Genomic DNA, 21,551 nt, shown 5'->3' on the forward strand with positions numbered 1-21,551 from the left:
AAAGAATCCTGAGCATCAGCCATTCGTCCTCCAACTCATAATATAAAAGCAGCCCGGAAGATCATCCTTTGCAGGACGCTCTCTGGGCTGCTTCTTTGTCTAGCTTATCCGTTAGCAATACCTAGCTTCGCCATGAGTACCTTCAGCGCCTCGCCACGATGGCTGATTGCGCCTTTCTCCTCCTTGGACAGCTCAGCCATTCCTCTGCCTAGCTGCGGCAGCCAGAAAAGCGGATCGTAGCCGAAGCCTCCGTCGCCATGCGGACGGTCCGTAATGATGCCGTCAGCCGTGCCTTCGGCTTCAATGAACTCGCCCGTTGCCGGGTCATACAGGGCAAGCGCGCATACGAATTGGGCGCGGCTGAGCGCCTTGGAGCCATCGCTTAACGGGTATTCCGGCAGCTCGGCGCCAATCTGGCCCAGCTCCTGCAGCAGCTTCTCGTTGTTCGCGCTGTCTGATGCGCCCTCGCCCGCATAACGGGCGGAGTAGACGCCCGGCCTTCCCTCCAGCGCATCCACGCATAAGCCGGAATCGTCCGCAAGCGCAGGCACGCCAAGCGCATCTCCGGTTGCCTTGGCCTTCAGCCTGGCATTAGCCGCGAATGTGTCCCCGTCTTCCACGATATCCGGAATGGAAGGATAGTCGTACAGGCTGACGACCGATTTCCCCAGCTTCTGAAGCGCGTGGGCAAATTCCTTTACTTTTCCGGCATTCTTGGTAGCAACGACGACCGTCTCATGACCTTCAAGCCAATTGTTCGACATTCGCTTAACCTCCAATTCGAGCGGCGACCTCGCCGAGAACCTCGCGCTGCTTCTCGATCAGCTCGGCGATGCCGGCCTCGCCAAGCGCCAGCAGCTCATTCAGCTCCTCGCGGGAGAACGGCGCTTCCTCGCCCGTGCCTTGAACCTCGACGAATTTGCCGCTGCCGGTCATCACGACATTCATGTCGACCTTCGCTTTGGAATCTTCTTCGTAATTCAGGTCAAGCAGCGCCTTCTCCTGGATAACGCCTACGCTGACGGAAGCCAGGAAGTCGCGAATCGGATATTTATTGAAGGAGACTGTTCTCGAAATATGATGCACCGCAAGAGCCAGTGCCACGAATGCGCCGGTAATCGACGTCGTGCGCGTGCCGCCGTCGGCTTGAATCACATCGCAATCAAGCGTAATCGTACGTTCGCCAAGCGCGCTCAGATCGACTACAGACCGCAGAGCCCGGCCGATCAGGCGCTGAATCTCCATCGTGCGTCCCGTCAGCTTGCCTCTGGCAGACTCGCGCTGGTTGCGAGAATGAGTAGCACGCGGCAGCATGGAATACTCTGCCGTAATCCAGCCCTTGCCCTGCCCCTTCATAAAAGGCGGCACTCGCTCCTCGATGCTGGCTGTACAGATAACCTTCGTGTCGCCAACCTCGATCAAGACCGATCCTTCCGCGTGTTTGTTTACATTCGTCGTCATCGATACCGGCCGAAGCTGGTTCGGCTCCCGGCTGTCATTTCTCATTTGATAAGCCTCCTGAAATCATTCATCCATTTTTAACCCTTCCTATTTTATCAAAGACCCGGATGGAATGCATCTACAGGAGCAAAATACACGCTTACGTTATCCAGATCCGCCGCTGCTTCTCTCCTTACCGCGTACTGCATTAAGGAGCAGAACCATGAAACTGAAATGCCTCTCCGCACTGGGTTCGCGTAACCTCGATTTCGGTAAAATGAGTCCGTACACCGTCTATTTCGGTGCCCCCTGTGCCTCCCACATTGACGCATAACGGATCGACGGCTGTCCGGTTGCCCTCCCGGTCCACCCAGTAGTATTGGTTAATAACCGTTCCGGCATCAAACATAGGAGTAGATGTGTCATAGCGTCCTTGCTCGTCGACCGGAATAACGTCATACTCTCCTTCTTGGGCGAGCAGAGGCGCGCCAGGCACATTGTAAGTCACCCGAATAACGCCCTCATAATGCTCCGGTATTAGAAAAAGATCATACGTCCCCTTGTTCGAGAAGCAGCCCGCAAGCAGAAATGTCATTGCGATCAGTGCCAGTTTCTTCATCCAATCTCCTCCCTCCAACTGCGCTTGATCTAGCCCAGTGAATGAATCGCCGCGCTGACTGCAAACCGGCAATCTGTACTATAAAGTGAGCAGCCGCGTTGATTACAGAACGCCAATTCGCCCTTCAAAGTTGCAAGATGCGACGATAAAAAAGACCAGCCCCCGGCAGCATACGCTCCCTTGGGCCAGTCTTTCAGCTGGGTGATATTAAGATTTCAGCGCATTGACATGATGCGGTCTGCCGACTGGCTGGCTGTAGGAGTTGTTGCTGTCGTCCACCAGGTTCGTCTCGCCGTTAATCCGGATTTGAACCTGAGCCGCTTTCGTGCTCTCCGTTAGCGACAGCACGACGGACTGCAGCATCTCGGACGGGATTGGCAGGCCTGTGACATAAGAGTCGTCTTGCAGGTCAACGACAAGCACGCCATCCTTCTCTTCGATGTTGGACACTTCCACATTGGACATAATGACGCTTGTCAGCTTTTTCTTATCCAGCGGTCCCTGGATCAATTGCTCCAGCGCCGCATGCGCCGTCGAGTCGGAGCGCTCAATCAGCCTTGTGACCGGAACATAATACTGCTCTTCATGCAGTGTCTCGGAAGAGAAGTAGAGGGTAACCGGATAAGAGCTTGCTACGCTGACGCCGTCCGCTTGCTCGATGTTGATGCCGATCGAGCGGTTCAGATCGCCTTGGATCGGGAAGCCTGCCACCGGCATCGCCTCAAGCGGCTCGCCTTCAACTTGAAGCTCTACGCCTTCAATGCCGCTCATAGCCGTGAGCGTCCAAGTAATCGCTTCGACAATCGCGCGCTCGTCCTGCTCCGGATAATTCGTGAAAGCCTCGGACAGGTTGATTTTCGCCACCTTGCGCTCTTGATCGTATTCATAGGACATCACTTGTGTCCCCTGCGGGATCAGCGCGCGGAAGTCCTCTGGCAGGAGCGAGGCGTAAGCGCCGCTGTCGACCATAATTTCGAGCGCCTTCTGAGGCGCCGAATCCTTCGCCGTCAGCGCTGCCGGCACCGTAATCGGAGCCAGATAGCCATTCGCATCTTGCAGATAAACCGTCAATGTGGACGCTGTTACTCCTTCGGCCGGAGCCTGTCCGGTAGGTTCTCCTTCGCCCTCGATGCCGTCGGTTTGCTCCACCTGCTGCTGCGGCGGGTCGATCGACTTGCTTGTCTGCTGTGAGAACAATCCGCAGCCCGCGGTCAGAACGGGCAGTGCCAGAAGGGCGACGTATGCGGTGCGGCGAATCCATTTTTTCTGAATCATGTTGAAAATTCCTCCCCAATTGATTTTAGCCTGTCGGCCTTTGTACAACTCCTCATTTGTAGTAATATGTATACGAGCCCTTCCCTGTTTTAGACCAGTTTTGTCCATAAAATCATGAGGGGGAACCATATTGAAAGAGAACGCGAATATCTACAGCCTGAATAGCTCGAAAGTAGCTGCCGCAACGGATGAATGGCTCGCCAAACGCGGAGTGACCAAAGGGGACATCGCCGAGCTGGTGCTGTTCCTGCAGAAGGATTATTTCCCCGGCCTGACGGCAGAGGACTGCCTGGAGCATGTGGACGCCGTATTGTCCAAGCGCGAGGTGCAGAATGCCGTGTTGACTGGCATTCAGCTCGATATTCTGGCAGAGGAAGGCAAGCTGCTGCCTCCGCTGCAAGACATGATCAAGCATGATGAAAGTCTCTATGGCTGCGATGAAATATTGGCTCTGTCGATCGTGAACGTATACGGAAGCATCGGATTTACGAACTTCGGCTATGTCGATAAAGTAAAGCCGGGCATTCTGGTTCGGCTGAACAGCAAAACCGACGGCGAAATACATACCTTCCTCGACGATATTGTCGGAGCGATCGCCGCTTCCGCAGCAAGCCGTATCGCCCACCGCAAGCAAGCCGAGCGCGAGGGCGTCACTACGCCGCCGCTTGACTAGCATGCAATAGAAGAGGCCGCTTCCCAAGGTGTACGCACCTCGGAAGCGGCCTTTTTACATTTGTCAGCGGTCAAGCCTGCTGCAGCAGCGGCTTGTTCGGCAGGTAATGGATGGAGCGGATGAAACGGACCGTCTTTGTCTTCGCCCTCATCACAATGGAGTGCGTCTCGGCCCGCTCGTCGGGGAAGTAGCGCACCCCGCCCAGAAATTCGCCCGGCGTTACCCCTGTCGCCGCAAAAATGACATCCTCTGTCCCGACCATATCGTCCATCGTCAGCACGCGGTATGGCTCCTCAATGCCCATCTGGATGCAGCGCCCGTATTCCGCCGCATCTGCCGGCATAAGGCGGCCCTGCAGCTCGCCTCCCATACACTTGAGTGCTGCAGCCGCCAGCACACCCTCTGGCGCGCCTCCTGAGCCCACATACAGGTCAATGCCCGCCTCTGGGAATGCGGGCGCCATAGCGCCCGCCACATCGCCATCCGACAGAAACTTAATGCGCACGCCTACCTTGCGAAGCACCTTTATAATCGATTCATGGCGCGTCCGATCCAGAATCATAACCGTCAGGTCCGCAACCTTTTTGCCCAGCGCATCAGCAGCCTTGAGGAGCGTCGTCTCCATCGGATCCGTAATGCTGAGCTTGCCGACCAGCGCCGGACCATATGCCAGCTTCTCCATGTACATGTCCGGCGCATGAAGCAGCTGCCCCTTGCCGGCTACCGCAATGACGGAAAGCGCATTGTTCAGCCCCTTGGCTACAATCTCGGTGCCCTCCAGCGGATCGACCGCCACATCCACTTCCGGTCCTTGCAGGCTGCCTACTTCCTCGCCAATGTAAAGCATCGGGGCTTCGTCCATCTCTCCTTCCCCAATCACAACCGTGCCTCGAATGGATACGGAATCGAACATCGTCCTCATCGCTGTCGTGGCGGCTCCGTCAGCGCTGTTCTTGTCTCCTCTGCCCATCCATGGCGCGGACGCAAGCGCAGCCAGCTCTGTCACGCGAACAATCTCCAAGGCTAATTCTCTCTCCAAGCGCATTCTCCCCTTTGTCCCATATCAGCAAACGAAACGGATGATATATGACGTAATATTTATATATAATGTGTAACATATAATCGATTAGCGTGCAACATATATCATCGTTTCGACTATGCGCAGAGGCCTGTTCCCAACACAAAAAATCCCCTCCCCTTGCGGCGGAAGCCGTCTGCAGACAGCCTCCGCGCATGGAGAGAGGATTTCCAGTTCTATTATTTTTTCATGATATCCAGGTTTTCTTTCCACTTCGTTGTTTTCCAATCCAGCAGCTTCTGATAACCCAGGCCTTGTGTCTCTTGGTCAGCCTTCTGGATCAGAGAGATCACTTCCTCATCGCTCTTCGCAAAGACGATTTGCGAGACGGCTTGCTTATAGTAGTCCGTCAAGCGCTGCATAATGATGCCTTCCTCCGAAGTAGGAACCGGAGTCATGTTAGAGAACTCCGTAATATTTTTGGATGTCTTGAACGATACCGTCGCTTGGCCGACAGTTGTCCAGTCTTGCGCTTCCTCAGGCAGCAGCTTCTCGCGCTTGCCTTTCGTAGTATCGATATATACCGTATTGCCGTACCAGTTGAATTCGCCGATTTTCAGCTCATCGTATTTTTTCGGATCGCGGTTGATGTAAGCATCGTTAGGTACCGGCACGCCGTCTTGCACATCATCGTAGAACAGTCCCGGAGGGCCAAAGAAGAATACGCGCTGGCCTTCCTCGCTGGTCGCCCAGTTCATGTAAGCGAAGATCGCTTCCGGATCGGCAGCTTTGGTCGTAATGACGTTGACGTTCCAGCCCAGTGCGTTGTAGCCGGACGGGAATACTTGATTTTTGTCTACGCCCGCTTTGTGCACCGGCCAGATGACATCATAGCCTGCTTCCGGATCTTTTGCTTTCAGCGTGTTGTTCGCTTCGCGGCCAATGCCTTCTACAACAGCGTCATATGCCGCGAATACCGCGATATTGCCCGCTCTAAGCTTCTCGTTGATCTGGTCGCGCGTCTGCGTGAACATATCCTGGGACGTCAAGCCTTGGCGGAACAGACGGCTTGTATACAGCGCCGCTTCCTGGAAGGACGGGTCCTGGAAGATCGAGACGATTTGGTCGCCTTGCGGTACGCCGAACACGCCGCCTGGCGAGATGAAATGAGGCGTATTGCCGTTCGCCGCTCCGCTGTACAGCATGCCAAGCATCTGCAGTTCCGAGCCGTCGCGTACTTCGCCAGCATCAAATGGAATGATGTTCGGATATTTCTCTTTGACTTGCTTCAAGTAAGCTTCCAGGTCATCCCAAGTCTCCAGCGGAGGGGAGCCCAGATCTTTATGAATTTTCTTATTGACGATATACGCCGCGTTGCCGTTGCCTTGATCGCCGTTAATGTACCAGTTCGGAATCTGATAGAGCTTGCCGTCGGCGCTGCGCAGCATGTTCAGCGTCTCTTCGCCGATTGTCTCGACAAACTCAGGGTACTTCTCCAGATAAGGATCAAGCGCAACCAGCTTGCCGGCTTCCACAAGACGCTCTACGTCCTTGCCTTTGTCCAGTACAAGCGCATCCGGCAGCTCATTGGATACGATCATGGAGTTGAGGCGCTGTGCCGCTGCGCCGTTGGACTGAATCGGCTCTATTGTAACGCCGAGGTTGTCCGTAATCCATTTGCCATGCGGGCGCTCTTCCCACGACGGCGCTGTAAACCAGTCATAATGCACGTATTGCGTGAAGGTTACCGGCTTTACTTTGGAACGGGGATCCTTGGATACCTCGCCGTCCCCTCCTTCATTGCCCGTGCCTTGTTCATTGCCGCTTGGCGAAGCCGTCGGGCTTGGCGAAGGAGCCGGGTCGTTTTTGCTCGAACAAGCGCTAAGCACGAGGATGACGCTAAGCGCCAGCACGATCAGCGCTTGATACGATTTTTTGCTCTTCATGAATCATTTGCCCCTCTCTTGATTATGTGCTACAAGCTCATTATAGAATCGATAGCCGAGGCAAAAAATCGTCCCAATCAACGAAATGTGTACTAAATCAATGACGCTTTTTGCAAACGTTTACGACGGACAGGAGCCAGCGCTTAATCGCTTTCACCGCCAGCCTTCTCAATCTCTGACACGGCCGGAATGCGCAGCTGTACGGCTGTCCCGTGACCAATCATGCTGCGGATCGCAACGCCATAGGACTGTCCAAAATGCAGCTTGATCCGCTGCTCGACATTGCGAATGCCATACCCGATTCCATTGCCTGATTCACTGAAGATCGCCGCAATCGTCTCTTCCTTCATGCCGAGTCCGTTATCGCGGACTTCCATCACGATCTCCCCTTCGCTTTCAGCGAAGACGGCTACATCAATCTCGATCTGATCGTCGTACCAGGCATGCTCCAGCACATTCTCCACGAACGGCTGAAGGACAAACTTGACCGTCTTGTATTCAAGGAGCGACTCCTCAATCTCGAACCTGACAATTATCCGGCCGGCGTACTTAATGTTCTGGATGCTCAAATACGATTCGATGATTTCAATTTCTTTGCCGATCGGAATAAACATCTCGCCACGGTTCAAGGTCATGCGGTAAAACTTCGCCAGCGACCGGATAATCTCATGCAGCTTCTCGAGCTCGCCAAGCTTGGCCATCCGGCTAATCGAGGAGAATGTATTATAGAGAAAATGCGGATTAATTTGCGCATGCAGGATTTGCAGCTCCGCCTCCTTCTTCTCCAGCTTGCTGATGTATATCTCGTTAATCTGGCTTTGTATCGTGGAGGCCATGTCATTGAACGCCTCGGATATTTGCCTGAACTCGTCATTGCCCCTGTATTTGATCCGCCGCTGCAAGTCCCCTTCCTTGAACGCCTGCAAGGAATGCACCAGCTTGCCGAACCTCAAAGTGAACACTTTGGACGTAAAGATGCTGATCAGTATCGCAACCAGCATGCTGGACAAGCAGATCCATATGACCGTGTTTCTCATGTGAAAAGATTCCTTGTGCATCGATTCCATCGGCACCAATACGGCAATGCGCGCGTTCATCATGCCAAGCGGGGACTCCAGCAGCATATCTCCGCTCGCTTCAGCCTGCACCAGCATCGATTCCCGGTACTCCTCCTCCGGCATGGAGCTTGTATACAGCAGCTTATTGGTCTCATCGACGACGACAAGCTTCATCCCTTCGCCAAAAGCGCTGAAATCATAATCCTCGAATATATCCTTCAGCTTCACCGTTACTTTGATTAGGCCAATCTTGCCGATTCGCTCATAGTCTATGAGCGGCCTGACCAGCGAGATATTCTGAAACTCTTTGTCATTGCCGATCTGCTGCCAGACGATGCTGTCGTAGGCCAGATCCTGCATCTCCATATACCAAGGCTCATCCTGAATCCGTTCCGTATAGCGGATGCCGAATTGCCTCTGTCCGTCCCGCAGAAACTTTTCTTTCGCATCATAATAATATTCGTCGACCGAAGACCGGTCCAGATACACATCGAGCATGACCTGCACGTTCGGCAGCGCGGTAGCCATATCGAGCTTCGGCAGCACGTAGGTCGTCATAATCTGGTGGCGCTCATAGCCCAGAATATATCCTGACAGATAACGCGACAGCACCTGGTCGTCGAAGACGGCGTCGGAGCTGCGGATAATATCGGACATGCGGATTTGCACGCTGTTCGAGAATTGGCCCAGCGCCACCTTTAGGTTATCCTTCGTCCGCTCCTCGATGGAATGCATCGTATAATAGTAGGAATAGCTGCCGATAGCGAGCACCGGTATAAGCGCCAGCAGAATATACGACACCAGCAGCTTGTACCTAAGCGGAAAAAACCGTTCCGGACGGCGGCTCATGCGAGTCCCCCCTGCTTTCTGTAATCTCCGGGCGTCATGCCCGCATATTCGCGGAATGCCCGGCTGAAATACGTCAAGCTTTTGTAACCGACCTGATCGGCTACTTCATATACTTTCAGCTTATGGTTGCGGAGCAGCTCCTTTGCCTTCTCCATGCGGCACATCGCCATGTATTCATTGAAGCTGACGCCCATCGTCACCTTGAACATATGGCCGAGATGATTGGGCGAATAGGCAAAATGATTGGCCATTTCCTTCAGCGTAATCTCCTCCGACAGATGCTCCTTCACATAGCCCGTAATTTCGTCGAACAGCCGATTGTTCCGGCTTTGCTTGCGCGTATACAAGATCTCAGAGATTTCGAAGAGCGTCCGCTGAAGCCAGGACTGGATATCATGGGCTGTCTCGAACTGGTTGATCGTATCGAAATAATCATTGCTCCAGCCAAGCAGGCTGTTGAAGCTCTCATTCATCCCCTCCAGGTAATGCTCCAGCTTCATGACAATATGCAGCGAGAAGTGATACACCCGTATCGGCTTTTCGAACGTCTTCACCAGCTGGAAGAGCTCCTCCATGCAGTCGCATATGCGCACGAGCTGATAATTGACAGTCGCTGTGAACATTTGATCCAGAATGGAGTTGACGTCCCGAACCTCCTTCGCCTCATTCCACTTGGCCTCGCCAGGCAAGATCAGGCGGTCCCGTCCCAGAAACATCTTGAAGCCGATCAGCTCGCGCGCTTGTCCGAAGGAAGCTACAAGCGAACTGCGGTCCGTCACGGGATCGCCGAAGCTGACTGTCGCCGTAAGCGGACCGCCCGACCTGACCCCGTCGATCATGCGGTTCAGCTCGCCGGTCATGCCAGATTCCGATGCCGTATAGATAAGGCCGATTCGCGCATCCGATACTTTGCAATACAAGCCCAGATTGCGCTTGTCGATATAATTCATAATCAGCTCAAGCGTATGATCCAGCAGAATGGCATGGTCCCGCTCCGAATAGCGGCTGGGCAGAACACGGTCCACCTCAATAAGCACAGCGGCGGCAGCCGTCTGCGGAATATTGACGGAATACTTCTGGAGAAAGGTATGCAGCGTCTGCTCATCCATATCGCCCTCCAGCAGATGCAGCACCACATCGTTGCGGATGAACTCGAAGGAGTCCATGCCGGAGGCTTCCTCCTCCTTCATCGCATCCAGCTCCGCTACGACTCTTCGCAATATATCGATCAGTTCATCATCGTCCAACGGCTTGAGCAGGTATGCATCCGCCTTCATATCCAGCGCCTGCTTCGCATAGTCGAAATCCTGATAGCCGCTGATGAACACCTTCTTCACGCGGTTGTTTTTCTGCTGCGCCAGCTTGGCCAGCTCCAGGCCGCTCATAATCGGCATCTTGATATCGGTAATGAGAATGTCGAGATGGTTCCCCTCAATGAACGACCATGCCGCGAGCGGCTTGTTCTCCCACCGCAGCACCTCAATGCCCAGCTCTGTCCATGGAATTAGCTGCCTCATGCCCTCCAGGTCGAAATTTTCATCGTCCACTACGATTGCTTTATACACGGATGTTCCTCCCTCGAAAACAGAAAAAAGCGAACTGGGATATACTGATACCAGTATATCCCCGTTGCTCTTAATTGTTAATGCGGTATTACTCTTTCAGCGAGCCGATCAGCACGCCTTTGACGAAGTAGCGCTGCAGGAACGGATATACCATAAGAATCGGCAGCGTCGCCACCATCATGGTCGCCATCTGAAGCGCCTTGACCGTTACAGTCTGGGACACCGCGCTTTGCGCATAGCTGTTCAGATTGTTCAGCAGGTTGGCCGTTGTGCCGGCATTAATGATCTGGACCAGCAGCGTCTGCAGCGGCACCAGGTTCTGATCGTTGATAAAGACCGCCGGTATAAACCAGTCATTCCAGAGGAACACCGCCGTGAATAGTCCTAACGTAGCCAGCACGGGACCGGAGACCGGAAGCACGATCCGGAAAAATACGCCGAAGTTCGAGCATCCGTCGATGCGTGCCGATTCCTCGATGCCGTCCGGCAGCTGGGTGAAGAATGTCCGGAATATAATCATATTGTAGACGCTGACCATGCCGTGAAGGATCAAGAAGAAAAATGTGTTGTACAAGTTCAAGCTGTACACGATGATAAAGTACGGAATGAGGCCTCCGTTGAAAAACATCGTAAAGATGGCAAACAGCGTATAAAACTTTTTGAGCAAAATGCCCTTTTTCGATAGTCCGTAAGCGAATAGCGCCGTAAAGAACATCGACAGCGCCGTTCCGAACACCGTTCTCAGGATCGTAATAAAGTAAGCATTGAATATTTGCTTGTCCTTGAATACAATCTCGTAGTTCTGAAGCGTGAAGTCCCTCGGCCAAAAGGTGATTCCGCCAAGCGCCGTATCCGAGCCGCTGTTGAACGAGATGACTAGCGAATTCCAGAAGGGATAAAACGTAATAAACGCCAAAATCGTGAGCAGCGCGTAAATCGTGCCGCGCAATGCTTTATCTGTTAATGACAGCTTCAATGTCGCCACTCCTCATGATAGTTTCATCTTGGTCCCGAATGCCATGCTTACCATAGACTCTCCCGTCCCAGCTTGCGGGCAATCGCATTAGCCCCGACCAGAAGCACGATGCTGAGCAGCGATTTGAACAAGCCCGCTGCCGTCGCGTACGAATATCGCTGGTTCATGATGCCCATCTGGTACACATACGTATCAAGCACATCCGCGACCGACATGACGATGCCGTTGTTCAGGTTGCGGGTGAGCATCATAATGTCCTCGAACCCTGCGTTCAGCACGTTGCCCACGCCGAGAATAAGGAAGATGATGATGACAGGCGCGATGCCGGGAAGCGTAATGGTGAAGATCTGCTTCCATCTGCTGGCTCCGTCAATGGCTGCCGCTTCATACAAGGAAGGATCGATGCCGACGATAGCTGCCAGATAGACAATAGAGCCGAAGCCGATCTCCTTCCATACATTCGTCCCGACCAGAATGGTCCAGAAGTAATTCGGCGACGACATCCAGTTGATCGGCGTGTCGATCAGACCGATGGCGAGCAGCAGGTTGTTCACTGCGCCGTCATCCACTGCAAACATGGAGAAGACAAAACCGGAAATGACAACCCACGAAATAAAATGGGGGATATACGTAATCGTCTGGACGAACCGCTTGAACAATACGCCGCCAATCTCGTTCAGCATCAGTGCCAGAATGATTGGAGCCGGGAAGCCGATGGCCAGCTTCAAGATGCTGATCACGAACGTATTGCGCATGATGCGCCAAAACTCCGGCGATTCAAAAAACATTTCAAAATGGCGGAAGCCTACCCATTCGCTCTCCCAGAAGCCCTTGAACAAATTGAATTCCTGGAACGACATCAGCACGCCCCACATCGGGCCGTAACTGAATATCAGCAGAAACAGAATGGCCGGCAAAATCATGAGTTGATAGTCCCATTGCCTCGCAAACCTCACCCAGAACGAGGCTTTGTCCAGAGAAGCGTTAGGCTGCATGCCTGCTGAATCTTTCCTCTTAGCTACCCGATCTAACACTGCTAACCACCTACTCATTCGTAATCTTGGATATGGAATAGTAATATCTTAAATCGGGCAGCCCTCCCATTCCAGAACACTAATTAACGATTGTTGTACAAAATCAACGGTCATCGCGGAACCGCACATTTTTAGAGCTAAATAATACCCGAAACGCGTCAAATGGGCATAAAAAAGAAGCCCTCATGCCGGCTCCGGCATGGAAGGGCTTCACGCTTTATATCGATTCATAGAGTAGTGCGGCTCCGGATTCACGGCTCCGGATTCGGCCTTCACGCTCCAAAAAATACAGATGCGCGAGCGTCTCGGACATGGCAAACCTGAGATTATGCGGATTATCCCGCAGCCGGCTGCCGAACAGCGTCTCGCATAGCGCAAAGGCAGTGCCCGGCTCCTGCTTCAGCAGCTCAGCCATCTTGTCAAGCCTCCGTGCGTGATGGGCAATCAGCTCGTCGATTCGGCCTTTGAAGTCTGTAAATGGATCCCGGTGGCCCGGCAAAGCATAGGCGACGTCATACGCCCTCAATTCCTTCAGGCTGGCGAGAAACGTCTCGAGCGGATCCTCTTCCTCATCCGGCACGACACTCACATTCGGCGTAATGCGGGGCAGCACCTGATCGCCGCATATCATCCAGCGAATATCAGGCTGATAGAAGCATAAGGCGCCATACGCATGGCCCGGAGCGTCAATCAGCTCCCACTCCCGCTGGCCCAATTGAATTCGCTGGCCGGCTGCTATGTACTCCACCTTGGGCTGCGGCGATACAAGGGCAGCAAACCCGTCCAGATTGTCTTCAATGCGGTTCATAATCTCCCCAGGCATGCCATGAAGTACGTACAACCTGCGCAGCGCTTCAGGGAACCGGCTTCCTTCCCCCCACAGCCGCTGGGTATAAGCATGCGACCGCTCCGTCATATAGACAGGAGCGCCAGAGCGCTCCTGCATATATCCAGCAAGCCCATAATGGTCAGGATGCTGGTGAGTCAGCACAATACGCTTAATGTCGTCCCAACCAAGCCCTTCTTCCGCCAGGGTATTCGCCCATAGCTCCTTGGCGCCAGAGGTGCCGAGTCCCGGATCAATAATCGTAACCCCCTCTGTCTCCGGCACGATATAGCTGTTCACCCATTTCAACGAGAAGGGCAGCGGAACCTTCACCTGAATCCAACCATGCTCTAATGTCGTTCTAATCTCGCTCATATTGCACTCCCTGCCATTATCATTCGCGGCGACTCTTCCTTGTCATAAGGACGGCCGTCGTAATCGCCATATACTTGCTCCAGCTTAAGCCCCGAATCCGCGCAGTGCTGCTCGAACCATTGCAAAGGATACAGCCGCACTCTCTCCAAATATTGCCGCGCCCGTTCAGGCTGCTCCGGCTCGAATACGGAAATCTCCTTCTGTACCCATCCGTCCGCAATCGAACGTTCTTCGACAATTTGCAATCCGCAGGGCTCGTCGAAGCGCTCGGACCACGCAATGAGATTCCGCTCCACATAAGCGGGATTCAGGAAGTCAATCAGGAATGCGCCTCCCTCGCGCAATACTCGCCGGATTTGCCGAAGCACGCGCTTGTTATCCTCCTCAACCGAGAAATAACCGAAGGAAGTGAACAGATTAAAGGTCGCATCGAACGAGCCGCCTGCGAAGGGCAGCTCTCTCATATCGCCATGCTTCCATGTCACGCTCCCTTCGCTGTCGTGCTCCCGCGCTTCCTGCAGCAGCGCATCGGACAGATCCACCCCAGTCACCTCAAAGCCGGCTTCCGACAACGCAAGGGAATGCCTGCCCATGCCGCAGCCGATGTCGAGCACGCGCGCCTTCTCCGGCAGCGCCAGCCACATCGCCATCCTCCGGGCTTCCTCGTTAGCCTCTTCCCAATCCCGATGGCGGTAGACGATCATATAATCCTTGCCAAAGCTTTGTTCATACCATGGTTTCATTGCTTTCTAACGGCTTCCTTTCCTCTGCCGGATGAGTAACGGCCATGATGATTACCTTATCTTAGCATAAGTTTTGCCACGCGGCGCAAACTATGGAAGCTTGCCGCGCCATTGACGGCAAATCAATCGCTGCCAGGAGGCGAGTTCTATGAACGAACGTATCCGCTTGTTATTCGCCGAAGCGGCGGATTTGAAGACCTATACGCTCAGCAACAGCACCATGAGCATCGAAATCGCATATATCGCTCCGCTATGCGACGAGAAGATGATCAGCGACTTTATTACCGTCCCCTTTACCAAAGAAGAAATTCCTTACCGCAAGCAACTGGACACGATACCGGAGTATCTCAAGATCGAGGACCCCGCACGATGGCAGGATCTGATGCTGCGGGGCAATGTCTTGATCAAGGACATCGATTCTGGTGAAATCTTCTCTTTCTTTACCGGGGACGTGATCTGCAACGAGAGTCCCCAGACGCAAGTCGAAAGCGCCATTCAAGGTCCGCAGATCGCCCTGAGCGAAGATCTGAACAAATCGATGAACCTTATTCGCACGATGTATCCTGCGCCCGAGGTTGCCGTTGAAGAATATTCCGTAGGCTATATCTCGAAGACGCCTCTGCTGGTCGTGTTCGATCAGCGGCATGTCGATCCGTCCGTTCTCGACAACGTACGCTCGAAGCTAAGCAGCATCAGCATCGATATGGTGCATGCCGCAGGCGAGCTGGAGAAGCTCCTGATCGGCAAGCGCCGCCATCTCTTCCCTACCGTTCTTATTACAGAGCGCCCGGACCGGATTGCCAAGTCCCTTAGCAAAGGAAAAGTTGTCGTGCTGATCAAAGGCAGCATGTTCGCCTTGATTATGCCTGTCTCCTTCTTCGACTTTATGCATGCGATAGAAGACAATTATGAAGCGTACTGGATGACAAGAACGCTCATCGTGATCCGCTACCTGTCGATTATCTTGACGATTACGCTTCCGGCACTCTATATCGCCATTGTATCGTACAATCCGGAGCTGTTCCGGGTACAGCTTGCCTTCTCGATTGCGGCAAGCCGATCGGCCGTGCCTTATCCGTCCTATATTGAAGTGTTTGTTATGCTCTTCATGATTGAGGCGCTCATCGAAGCGAGCATCCGCCTCCCCCGGTATATCGGTTCAACAGCGACAACGGTTGGCGGCCTCATCCTGGGCCAAGCCGCGCAGCAAGCGGGACTGGTCAGCAGCATTATGATCATTGTTACGTCGGTGGTAGCGATTTCCAACTTCGTCATTCCGATTAACTCGCTTTCGTTTTCCGTGCGCTTCCTGAAATATCCCCTAATCGCCGCCTCGATCTTCTTCGGCATCTCGGGCGTAGCGGTGGGACTGTTTCTCTATGTCAGCTATCTATGCAATCTTAGAAGTTTCGGCAAGCCATACTTCCGGCTTCATGGGAAGGTCAATCCGGCAGAGGGAGATGTTGGGCAGGTGAGGGCCAAATGAACCGTTATTTCTTCTATAACTTCATGCTCGTCAGCTTGATGAATCTGATGCTGTTCGTGCCGCATATTTTGGTGAAAAACCGTTATTCAGGCGGTGTATCCGCATTGATTGCGGCCCCTGTTATCGGCGCGATATTGATGTATATGTTCACTAGCGCCATGGCGAGGTATCCCGGACTCGGCTATCCGGAAATATTGAAGAAGTATTGTCCCAGATGGCTTGTCTCGCTTACATCGGTTTATTTCGCAATCATGTGGTGGTTCTCCTCTACAATCGTTGTGGTTGCTTATGCGGTACTTATCAATCGCTTCTTCAACCCGGATGCCAATACGACCGTCATTCTGATTATGATGGTGTTAGCTGCTGCATACGCCGCTTCCCGTTCCACGTTGACGATTGCTTTCATCATTGAAATCGGGATTATTGTGAACGCTCCTATCATTCTGTTCATCATGTTTAAAATGGTGAGGAGCCCGCAGCTTAATTTTGATTCCATCCGGGTCATCGCCAATTATGTGACCGTAATGCCGACTGTCATTACGCTGGCTGCGGCCACGCTTATTTTTACAGGCTATATTCACTTGGCGCTGTTCAACAGGCTGTTTCCGCCCAATTTCCGCTTCAAGCATCTCTACGTCTATCCCATTTTGGGGTTTATTATTTTGCTGATTACGTTTTTTGTTCCGATCGGCTTTCACGGGACGGAAGGCGTAGACCGCTATATTTATCTCTGGGCAGTCACTTCCGACTCGCTAATCATGCAGTACGGATTTATCGAACGCGTCATATTTCTGTTCCTGATTGTATTCCTCAATCTGACGCTGGTTTATACGATGTCCGGCTGGCATCTGGGGATGGAATATATCAAAAGCTGCTTCAAGGCTTGCAAGCCGGAGATCGACAGTCCCAAAGCTCCAAAAGCCAATTACATCATTCTAGCCGTATTCGCAACGGCGACCGTGCTGTACCTGATCTTTACGAATGAGAAAATCAATTATCTCATTACTTCCTATTGGCTGGTGCTTCGCATGTTCACAGAGATCGTAGGCGTGCTCTGGGTGTTCATTTTGAGCAGGAGGAGGTTAAAGCCGGAATGAACCGCTATGCGGCGCTTCTTTCACTATTACTCGCTCTTCTAACCATTAGCGGCTGCGGCTTCAAGGACATCGACAAGCGTTTTTTTGTCGTTGCCACCGGCATCGACTGGTCCGGCAATAAAAGCAAGCCGTACCGGATCACTCTCCAGCTTGCCATCCCGTCTCCAAAAATTGAACCTGGCGCATCCAAAATCCAGTATGAGACCATTGACGCTCCAAGCATCGCCGAAGGGGTGCGTATGCTGAAAGCCTATGTAGACAAAGAGCTGGACTTCGGACATTGCAAAATGATGATTATTGGGGAAGAGCTGGCCAAGCGGGATATTAACCATTCCATTGAATGGATGCTCCGCAGGAGAGATATTCAAAGCGTGGCTACGCTCGCCATTGGCAGACCTACAGCAGAAACTGTGCTGCACGTCCGTCCGGCATCCGAACGGTATCCGGGCAATGCGCTGCTGCTGTCCTTCGGCGCTGACGGCACGGAGTCTTCGTACAATTATGCAGAGACCTTATCAGGATTTGCAAGAAGAGTGTCAGAGAAGGGTATGGACCCGGCGCTCGCCATCATCACGAATGACGGCAAGGAAAGCTACATCATTAATCAGGTCGCCCTGTTCGACAAAGAAAAAATAAAAACGATTTTAACGCCTGCCGAAACACAGCTGTTCAATCAAATGTCGGATCACTTTACAAAAGCGTCCATGCATGGCATGTTCAAGGGCACGCCGCTGGTTATTGCAATCAATCAATTGAATTCCAGCTTCCGCCTTCAGGGACATACAGCCCCGGTGCGCATCACAATGAAGGTTAAAATGGATGTTGTATTTGAAGAGGCGCCTAACGGCTTGTTCGATAAAGATTGGCTGTCGGTGGAGGATGCTCTGGCTACCGAATATGAGAAGGCAGCCGTAGCATTGCTGAAAAAAATTCAACGCCATGGCGTTGATCCCTTCGGATTCGGCCTGCGTTATCGGGCGGTCTATCCCGGCAAGAATGCTTGGAACAATTGGACTCAGCTCTATCCGGATGCTGAATTCAATGTAGAAGCGATGGTCAAGATCGAAGGAACCGGGTTAATCAGATAACGGCAAGCCTATGATAGGCTTGCCGTTTTGTATGGATGCTATATTGAACCAATAGATAGAAGCCGGTCTGTACGGCCAAGCTCCTGAATGGTTCCCGCTCCGATCCCGAACATGGCGGCGCGCAGCTCGAACTCGATGCGCGAGAACTGCTCCAGCAGTCTCTCAACCGACAAGTCGTTATCGGCACCCGCCGCTTGCGGAAGCAGCGAACGCCCGAAGCCCGCCATATTCGCTCCCAGCGCAATCGCTTTGGCCGCATCGACTCCGTGATGCAGTCCGCCGCTGGCCACGATCGGCATTGAAGGCAGGGCGGCCCGTACTTCCGATACGCTCTCTGAAGTCGGGATTCCCCATCCCGCGAACGCTTCGGCAGCCCCGCGGCGTACCGGATCGCCTGCCCGGAACTTCTCAACCTGGCTCCATGACGTTCCGCCTGCTCCCGCCGCGTCGATAAAGGCGACGCCAGCTTCGCTTAACCGGACCGCTGTCTCTCCATCGATGCCCCAGCCTACTTCCTTCACGCCGACCGGTACCGACACGCTTCGGCATACCTCTTCAATCCGGCGCAGCAAACCGCTGAAATCAGTATCGCCCTCCGGCTGGAACACTTCCTGCAGAGCGTTGAGATGCAGAACAAGCGCATTCGCCTCAGCCAAGTCGACTGCGCGCTGGCATGCCTCCGGCCCCATGCCGTAATTGAGCTGGACGGCTCCAATATTGGCGATAATCGGAATGCTCGGCGCAAACGCGCGAATCTTGAACGTCTGGGCCAGCTCCTCCTTCTCCAGCGCTGCGCGCATGGAGCCGAGCCCAATCGCCCAGCCCCGCTCCTCTGCGGCTATCGCAAGCCGCTTATTAATGGCGCCCGCCTCATCCGTACCGCCCGTCATCGAGCTGACAAGCAGCGGAGTACGCATCGGCTGGCCAAGCCATTCTGTATCTAGCCGTATATGTTCGAACGACAGCTCGGGAAGCGCATTGTGCTTGAAGCGGTATTCCTGGAAGCCCGTCCGGATTCCGACGCCGTTCACTTCCTCCTGCAGGCAGATGCGGATATGCTCTCCCTTGCGCTTTTCGGTATGACCCTCGCGATTTGACTTCAAAGATTGACCCCCTGGCTGCATGCCCCTTCCCCGGTTCTACTCCGACAGGGACGGCAATGCAAGATAGCTTTACAGATTAGCATAGCATATTTCTGCCGATTCCGCTTCCGGAGATCCCTCGGCGGATAGAAATCTTCAACTGAACAAGACGTGTCTCCTGCTATGGATCAGAAAAGAAATGGCCTTGCTTGTAGTTTACTAAAATAACCAATTACACCTCTATTATCCTTTGATTATTCCAATCAAATATTTGAATTTGCCGATCAAAATCATTGTGTATTGCTGCTCTTTCATATACACTAAAGACATACGACAAACGGTATCAGCGGCGGCTTTTTCCGCCCGTTGTTGAAATTCAAACAATCAGGAGGCATTACCATGGACATCCGTATTTTTGAAACATCCGAAGAGCTTGATTTGTACGCAGCGGAGATCTTCCGCAAGCTAATTAACGAGAAGCCAAATGCGGTATTGGGACTTGCGACGGGATCGACACCTGTAGGTATTTATGCCAAAATGGTAGAAGATTATAAAAACAATAAAGTAAGCTTCAGCGGCGTAACCACATACAACCTTGACGAATACGTCGGGCTGACGCCGGACAATGATCAAAGCTACGCCTACTATATGAACCAGAATCTCTTCTCGCATGTCGACATTCCTGCGATCCAGACGAATCTGCCAGACGGCATGGCTGAGGACCCGCAAGAGGAATGCCGCCGTTATGAAGCGATGATTAACGAGCATCCTGCCGACATCCAATTGCTCGGTCTCGGCCACAATGGCCATATCGCGTTCAACGAGCCTGACGAGCATCTGTCTGCAGGCACGCATGTCGTGAAGCTGAAGGAAGAGACTCTGGAAGCCAACGCCCGCTTCTTCGCATCTATTGATGAAGTGCCGAAGGAAGCTTACACAATGGGCATCGGCTCCATATTGAAGGCGAATACCATCTTGCTGGTCGTTCGCGGCTCCGATAAGGCGAATATCGTAAAAGAAGCGCTGACCGGCCCAATTACGACTAAAGTGCCTGCTTCCTTGCTGCAGACACATCCGCGAGTAACGGTTCTGCTTGATCGTGAAGCGGGAAGGATGCTGGGGTAAATGACTATGAGCTCCCTGACTTGGAACATTCATAACGTTCATATCGTGCTGGAGGATCGGGTTGTTAAGGGCAGCGTGCATGTCTCAGACGGTCGTATTGCCGCGATCGTGCCGGAGGAATCCTCCGGGGAGCTGCCGAGGAATGCAGATAGCGTGGATGGCAAAGGCGGCTGGCTGCTTCCGGGCTTTATCGACGTCCACGTCCATGGCGGATTTGGCGGCGACTTTATGTATGCCAATAGCGAAAGCTATGATCGGATTACGAAGTTTCATGCCTCGCAAGGAACGACCGGCATGCTCGCCACGACGATGACCGCTTCGAAGGAAGCGATCGACGCGGTGCTGGATGCCGTCGCGGAGTATCAGCAATCCGGCAATCAATATGCCCCGCTTTTGGGCGTTCACCTAGAAGGTCCATTCATTAGCGAGAAGTGGCCTGGCGCTCAAAACCCGGCTTACATCCTCGACCCTCAGCTGGAATGGCTGAAGGAATGGAACGAGAAGCATCCAGGCATGGTGAAGCTGCTTACGCTTGCCCCGGAGAAGAACAACTCCAAGGAAGCGATCGCATGGCTGGCGGAGAATGGCATCATTGCGGCAGCAGGCCATACGGATGCCGTCTATGAGGAGATTAAAGCTGCGGCAGATGTTGGACTTACGCATGCGGTTCATACGTACAACGCGATGCGCGGCCTGCATCACCGCGAACCGGGCACGCTTGGCGCCGTGTTGACTGATGACCGGATCTACACGGAAATCATTGCCGACGGCGAGCATGTGCATCCTGCCGCAATCGCGCTTATGCTGGCTGCCAAGCCGCTCGAGAGAATGATTATCGTGACGGACGCAATCGAAGCAGCGGGCATGCCTGACGGCACGTACGAGCTGGGCGGACTCGCCGTTGTGGTCAAGAACGGAACAGCGCGCCTTCGCGAAGGCAATGCGCTAGCCGGCAGCAGCTTGACGATGATTCGCGCATTCCGTTATATGCTGAACAACACGAAGCTCGGCATTCTTGAAGTAAGCCAGCTGGCAAGCGGCAACCCTGCGCGCGAGCTCGGCATCTTCGACCGCACTGGCTCTATCGCCGAAGGCAAACAAGCCGATCTCGTGCTGGCTGACGCTGATTTCAACGTGGAATGCACTTGGGTACAAGGCCGCACTGTGTTCAATAAATCCGAATAACGCTTCATGAAATGGCGGTGCCGGGGATTATGTTCCTGCACCGCCATTATTTAATGGTCGAGCATGGTACTGCTTATCTCAATGACAAGGG

Annotated in this window: 19 protein-coding genes; 6 read left to right on the forward strand and 13 right to left on the reverse strand. The window is 53.3% G+C overall.

The genetic code is table 11. The annotated features are described in order from the left end of the window. Positions 1-104: 104 nt before the first annotated feature. The 4 genes from rdgB to D3P09_RS05640 all read right to left on the reverse strand — a co-directional run bounded on the left by rdgB (position 105) and on the right by D3P09_RS05640 (position 3,334). Entirely contained in the window at positions 105-764 is a 660-nt protein-coding gene (gene rdgB / locus D3P09_RS05625; protein ID WP_120107895.1) for an RdgB/HAM1 family non-canonical purine NTP pyrophosphatase, read from the reverse strand. A 4-nt stretch (positions 765-768) separates the two neighbouring features. Next, on the reverse strand, positions 769-1,506 hold the full coding sequence (rph, locus tag D3P09_RS05630; RefSeq protein WP_120107896.1) for a ribonuclease PH: 738 nt from the start codon (positions 1,504-1,506) through the stop codon (positions 769-771). A gap of 142 nt (positions 1,507-1,648) precedes the next feature. Then, positions 1,649-2,059, reverse strand: a complete 411-nt coding sequence (locus D3P09_RS05635) for a DUF6843 domain-containing protein (RefSeq protein ID WP_120107898.1) — start codon at positions 2,057-2,059, stop codon at positions 1,649-1,651. Positions 2,060-2,266: 207 nt separating this feature from the next. Beyond that, positions 2,267-3,334, reverse strand: a complete 1,068-nt coding sequence (locus D3P09_RS05640) for a GerMN domain-containing protein (protein WP_120107899.1) — start codon at positions 3,332-3,334, stop codon at positions 2,267-2,269. A gap of 130 nt (positions 3,335-3,464) precedes the next feature. Between D3P09_RS05640 and D3P09_RS05645 the strand changes: the two genes are divergently transcribed. Then, complete coding sequence (locus D3P09_RS05645) at positions 3,465-4,007, forward strand: phosphatidylglycerophosphatase A family protein (RefSeq protein WP_387472808.1); 543 nt, start codon at positions 3,465-3,467, stop codon at positions 4,005-4,007. A 70-nt stretch (positions 4,008-4,077) separates the two neighbouring features. Here the strand turns inward: D3P09_RS05645 and glpX are convergent, their stop codons facing one another. The 8 genes from glpX to D3P09_RS05685 all read right to left on the reverse strand — a co-directional run bounded on the left by glpX (position 4,078) and on the right by D3P09_RS05685 (position 14,397). After that, positions 4,078-5,046, reverse strand: coding sequence for a class II fructose-bisphosphatase (gene glpX, locus D3P09_RS05650; RefSeq protein WP_120108554.1), 969 nt, complete (start codon positions 5,044-5,046; stop codon positions 4,078-4,080). Between the two features lie 218 nt (positions 5,047-5,264). Beyond that, positions 5,265-6,971, reverse strand: coding sequence for an extracellular solute-binding protein (locus D3P09_RS05655; protein ID WP_120107902.1), 1,707 nt, complete (start codon positions 6,969-6,971; stop codon positions 5,265-5,267). Positions 6,972-7,114: 143 nt separating this feature from the next. Beyond that, positions 7,115-8,878, reverse strand: coding sequence for a sensor histidine kinase (locus D3P09_RS05660; RefSeq protein ID WP_120107904.1), 1,764 nt, complete (start codon positions 8,876-8,878; stop codon positions 7,115-7,117). Continuing rightward, on the reverse strand, positions 8,875-10,443 hold the full coding sequence (locus D3P09_RS05665) for a helix-turn-helix domain-containing protein (RefSeq protein ID WP_120107905.1): 1,569 nt from the start codon (positions 10,441-10,443) through the stop codon (positions 8,875-8,877). The genes D3P09_RS05660 and D3P09_RS05665 overlap by 4 nt, the downstream gene beginning before the upstream one ends. A gap of 88 nt (positions 10,444-10,531) precedes the next feature. Then, positions 10,532-11,419 carry a carbohydrate ABC transporter permease gene (locus D3P09_RS05670; RefSeq protein ID WP_120107907.1) on the reverse strand — a complete coding sequence of 296 codons (888 nt, stop codon included), beginning with the start codon at positions 11,417-11,419 and terminating at the stop codon, positions 10,532-10,534. A gap of 47 nt (positions 11,420-11,466) precedes the next feature. Further along, positions 11,467-12,414: an ABC transporter permease gene (locus D3P09_RS05675; RefSeq protein ID WP_120107908.1), complete on the reverse strand. Its 948-nt coding sequence runs from the start codon at positions 12,412-12,414 to the stop codon at positions 11,467-11,469. Between the two features lie 256 nt (positions 12,415-12,670). Beyond that, a complete protein-coding gene (locus tag D3P09_RS05680; protein ID WP_120107909.1) occupies positions 12,671-13,654 on the reverse strand; it encodes an MBL fold metallo-hydrolase in 984 nt (327 codons plus the stop codon). Then, on the reverse strand, positions 13,651-14,397 hold the full coding sequence (locus D3P09_RS05685; RefSeq protein ID WP_120107911.1) for a class I SAM-dependent methyltransferase: 747 nt from the start codon (positions 14,395-14,397) through the stop codon (positions 13,651-13,653). Before D3P09_RS05685 ends, D3P09_RS05680 begins: the two co-directional genes overlap by 4 nt. Before the next feature lie 148 nt (positions 14,398-14,545). On the opposite strand from D3P09_RS05685, the gene D3P09_RS05690 reads away from it, so the two are divergent. From D3P09_RS05690 to D3P09_RS05700, 3 genes are read left to right on the forward strand one after another with little or no spacing between them, the layout of a single operon-like run. Continuing rightward, positions 14,546-15,883 carry a spore germination protein gene (locus tag D3P09_RS05690; protein ID WP_120107913.1) on the forward strand — a complete coding sequence of 446 codons (1,338 nt, stop codon included), beginning with the start codon at positions 14,546-14,548 and terminating at the stop codon, positions 15,881-15,883. Continuing rightward, a complete protein-coding gene (locus D3P09_RS05695; RefSeq protein WP_120107915.1) occupies positions 15,880-16,980 on the forward strand; it encodes a GerAB/ArcD/ProY family transporter in 1,101 nt (366 codons plus the stop codon). Before D3P09_RS05690 ends, D3P09_RS05695 begins: the two co-directional genes overlap by 4 nt. Then, complete coding sequence (locus D3P09_RS05700; RefSeq protein WP_120107916.1) at positions 16,977-18,068, forward strand: Ger(x)C family spore germination protein; 1,092 nt, start codon at positions 16,977-16,979, stop codon at positions 18,066-18,068. The genes D3P09_RS05695 and D3P09_RS05700 overlap by 4 nt, the downstream gene beginning before the upstream one ends. A gap of 38 nt (positions 18,069-18,106) precedes the next feature. Here the strand turns inward: D3P09_RS05700 and fni are convergent, their stop codons facing one another. Then, the gene (gene fni, locus D3P09_RS05705) at positions 18,107-19,192 is read right to left on the reverse strand and encodes a type 2 isopentenyl-diphosphate Delta-isomerase (protein WP_120107918.1); all 1,086 of its coding nucleotides are present in this window, start codon (positions 19,190-19,192) and stop codon (positions 18,107-18,109) included. Between the two features lie 357 nt (positions 19,193-19,549). On the opposite strand from fni, the gene nagB reads away from it, so the two are divergent. Continuing rightward, on the forward strand, positions 19,550-20,275 hold the full coding sequence (gene nagB, locus D3P09_RS05710; RefSeq protein WP_120107920.1) for a glucosamine-6-phosphate deaminase: 726 nt from the start codon (positions 19,550-19,552) through the stop codon (positions 20,273-20,275). Beyond that, entirely contained in the window at positions 20,276-21,460 is a 1,185-nt protein-coding gene (gene nagA, locus D3P09_RS05715) for an N-acetylglucosamine-6-phosphate deacetylase (RefSeq protein ID WP_120107922.1), read from the forward strand. It abuts the gene before it with no gap. The last annotated feature ends 91 nt before the right edge of the window (positions 21,461-21,551 follow it).

This window comes from Paenibacillus pinisoli, assembly GCF_003605435.1.
GTDB lineage: Bacteria > Bacillota > Bacilli > Paenibacillales > Paenibacillaceae > Pristimantibacillus > Pristimantibacillus pinisoli.

Bases quoted from the DNA above. Each gene is read 5' to 3' on its own strand.
- rdgB (WP_120107895.1), bottom strand. From the start codon at position 764: ATGTCGAACAATTGGCTTGAAGGTCATGAGACGGTCGTCGTTGCTACC.
- rph (WP_120107896.1), bottom strand. From the start codon at position 1,506: ATGAGAAATGACAGCCGGGAGCCGAACCAGCTTCGGCCGGTATCGATG.
- D3P09_RS05635 (WP_120107898.1), bottom strand. From the start codon at position 2,059: ATGAAGAAACTGGCACTGATCGCAATGACATTTCTGCTTGCGGGCTGC.
- D3P09_RS05640 (WP_120107899.1), bottom strand. From the start codon at position 3,334: ATGATTCAGAAAAAATGGATTCGCCGCACCGCATACGTCGCCCTTCTG.
- D3P09_RS05655 (WP_120107902.1), bottom strand. From the start codon at position 6,971: ATGAAGAGCAAAAAATCGTATCAAGCGCTGATCGTGCTGGCGCTTAGC.
- D3P09_RS05660 (WP_120107904.1), bottom strand. From the start codon at position 8,878: ATGAGCCGCCGTCCGGAACGGTTTTTTCCGCTTAGGTACAAGCTGCTG.
- D3P09_RS05675 (WP_120107908.1), bottom strand. From the start codon at position 12,414: ATGCAGCCTAACGCTTCTCTGGACAAAGCCTCGTTCTGGGTGAGGTTT.
- D3P09_RS05680 (WP_120107909.1), bottom strand. From the start codon at position 13,654: ATGAGCGAGATTAGAACGACATTAGAGCATGGTTGGATTCAGGTGAAG.
- D3P09_RS05685 (WP_120107911.1), bottom strand. From the start codon at position 14,397: ATGAAACCATGGTATGAACAAAGCTTTGGCAAGGATTATATGATCGTC.
- D3P09_RS05690 (WP_120107913.1), top strand. From the start codon at position 14,546: ATGAACGAACGTATCCGCTTGTTATTCGCCGAAGCGGCGGATTTGAAG.
- D3P09_RS05695 (WP_120107915.1), top strand. From the start codon at position 15,880: ATGAACCGTTATTTCTTCTATAACTTCATGCTCGTCAGCTTGATGAAT.
- D3P09_RS05700 (WP_120107916.1), top strand. From the start codon at position 16,977: ATGAACCGCTATGCGGCGCTTCTTTCACTATTACTCGCTCTTCTAACC.
- fni (WP_120107918.1), bottom strand. From the start codon at position 19,192: ATGCAGCCAGGGGGTCAATCTTTGAAGTCAAATCGCGAGGGTCATACC.
- nagB (WP_120107920.1), top strand. From the start codon at position 19,550: ATGGACATCCGTATTTTTGAAACATCCGAAGAGCTTGATTTGTACGCA.
- nagA (WP_120107922.1), top strand. From the start codon at position 20,276: ATGACTATGAGCTCCCTGACTTGGAACATTCATAACGTTCATATCGTG.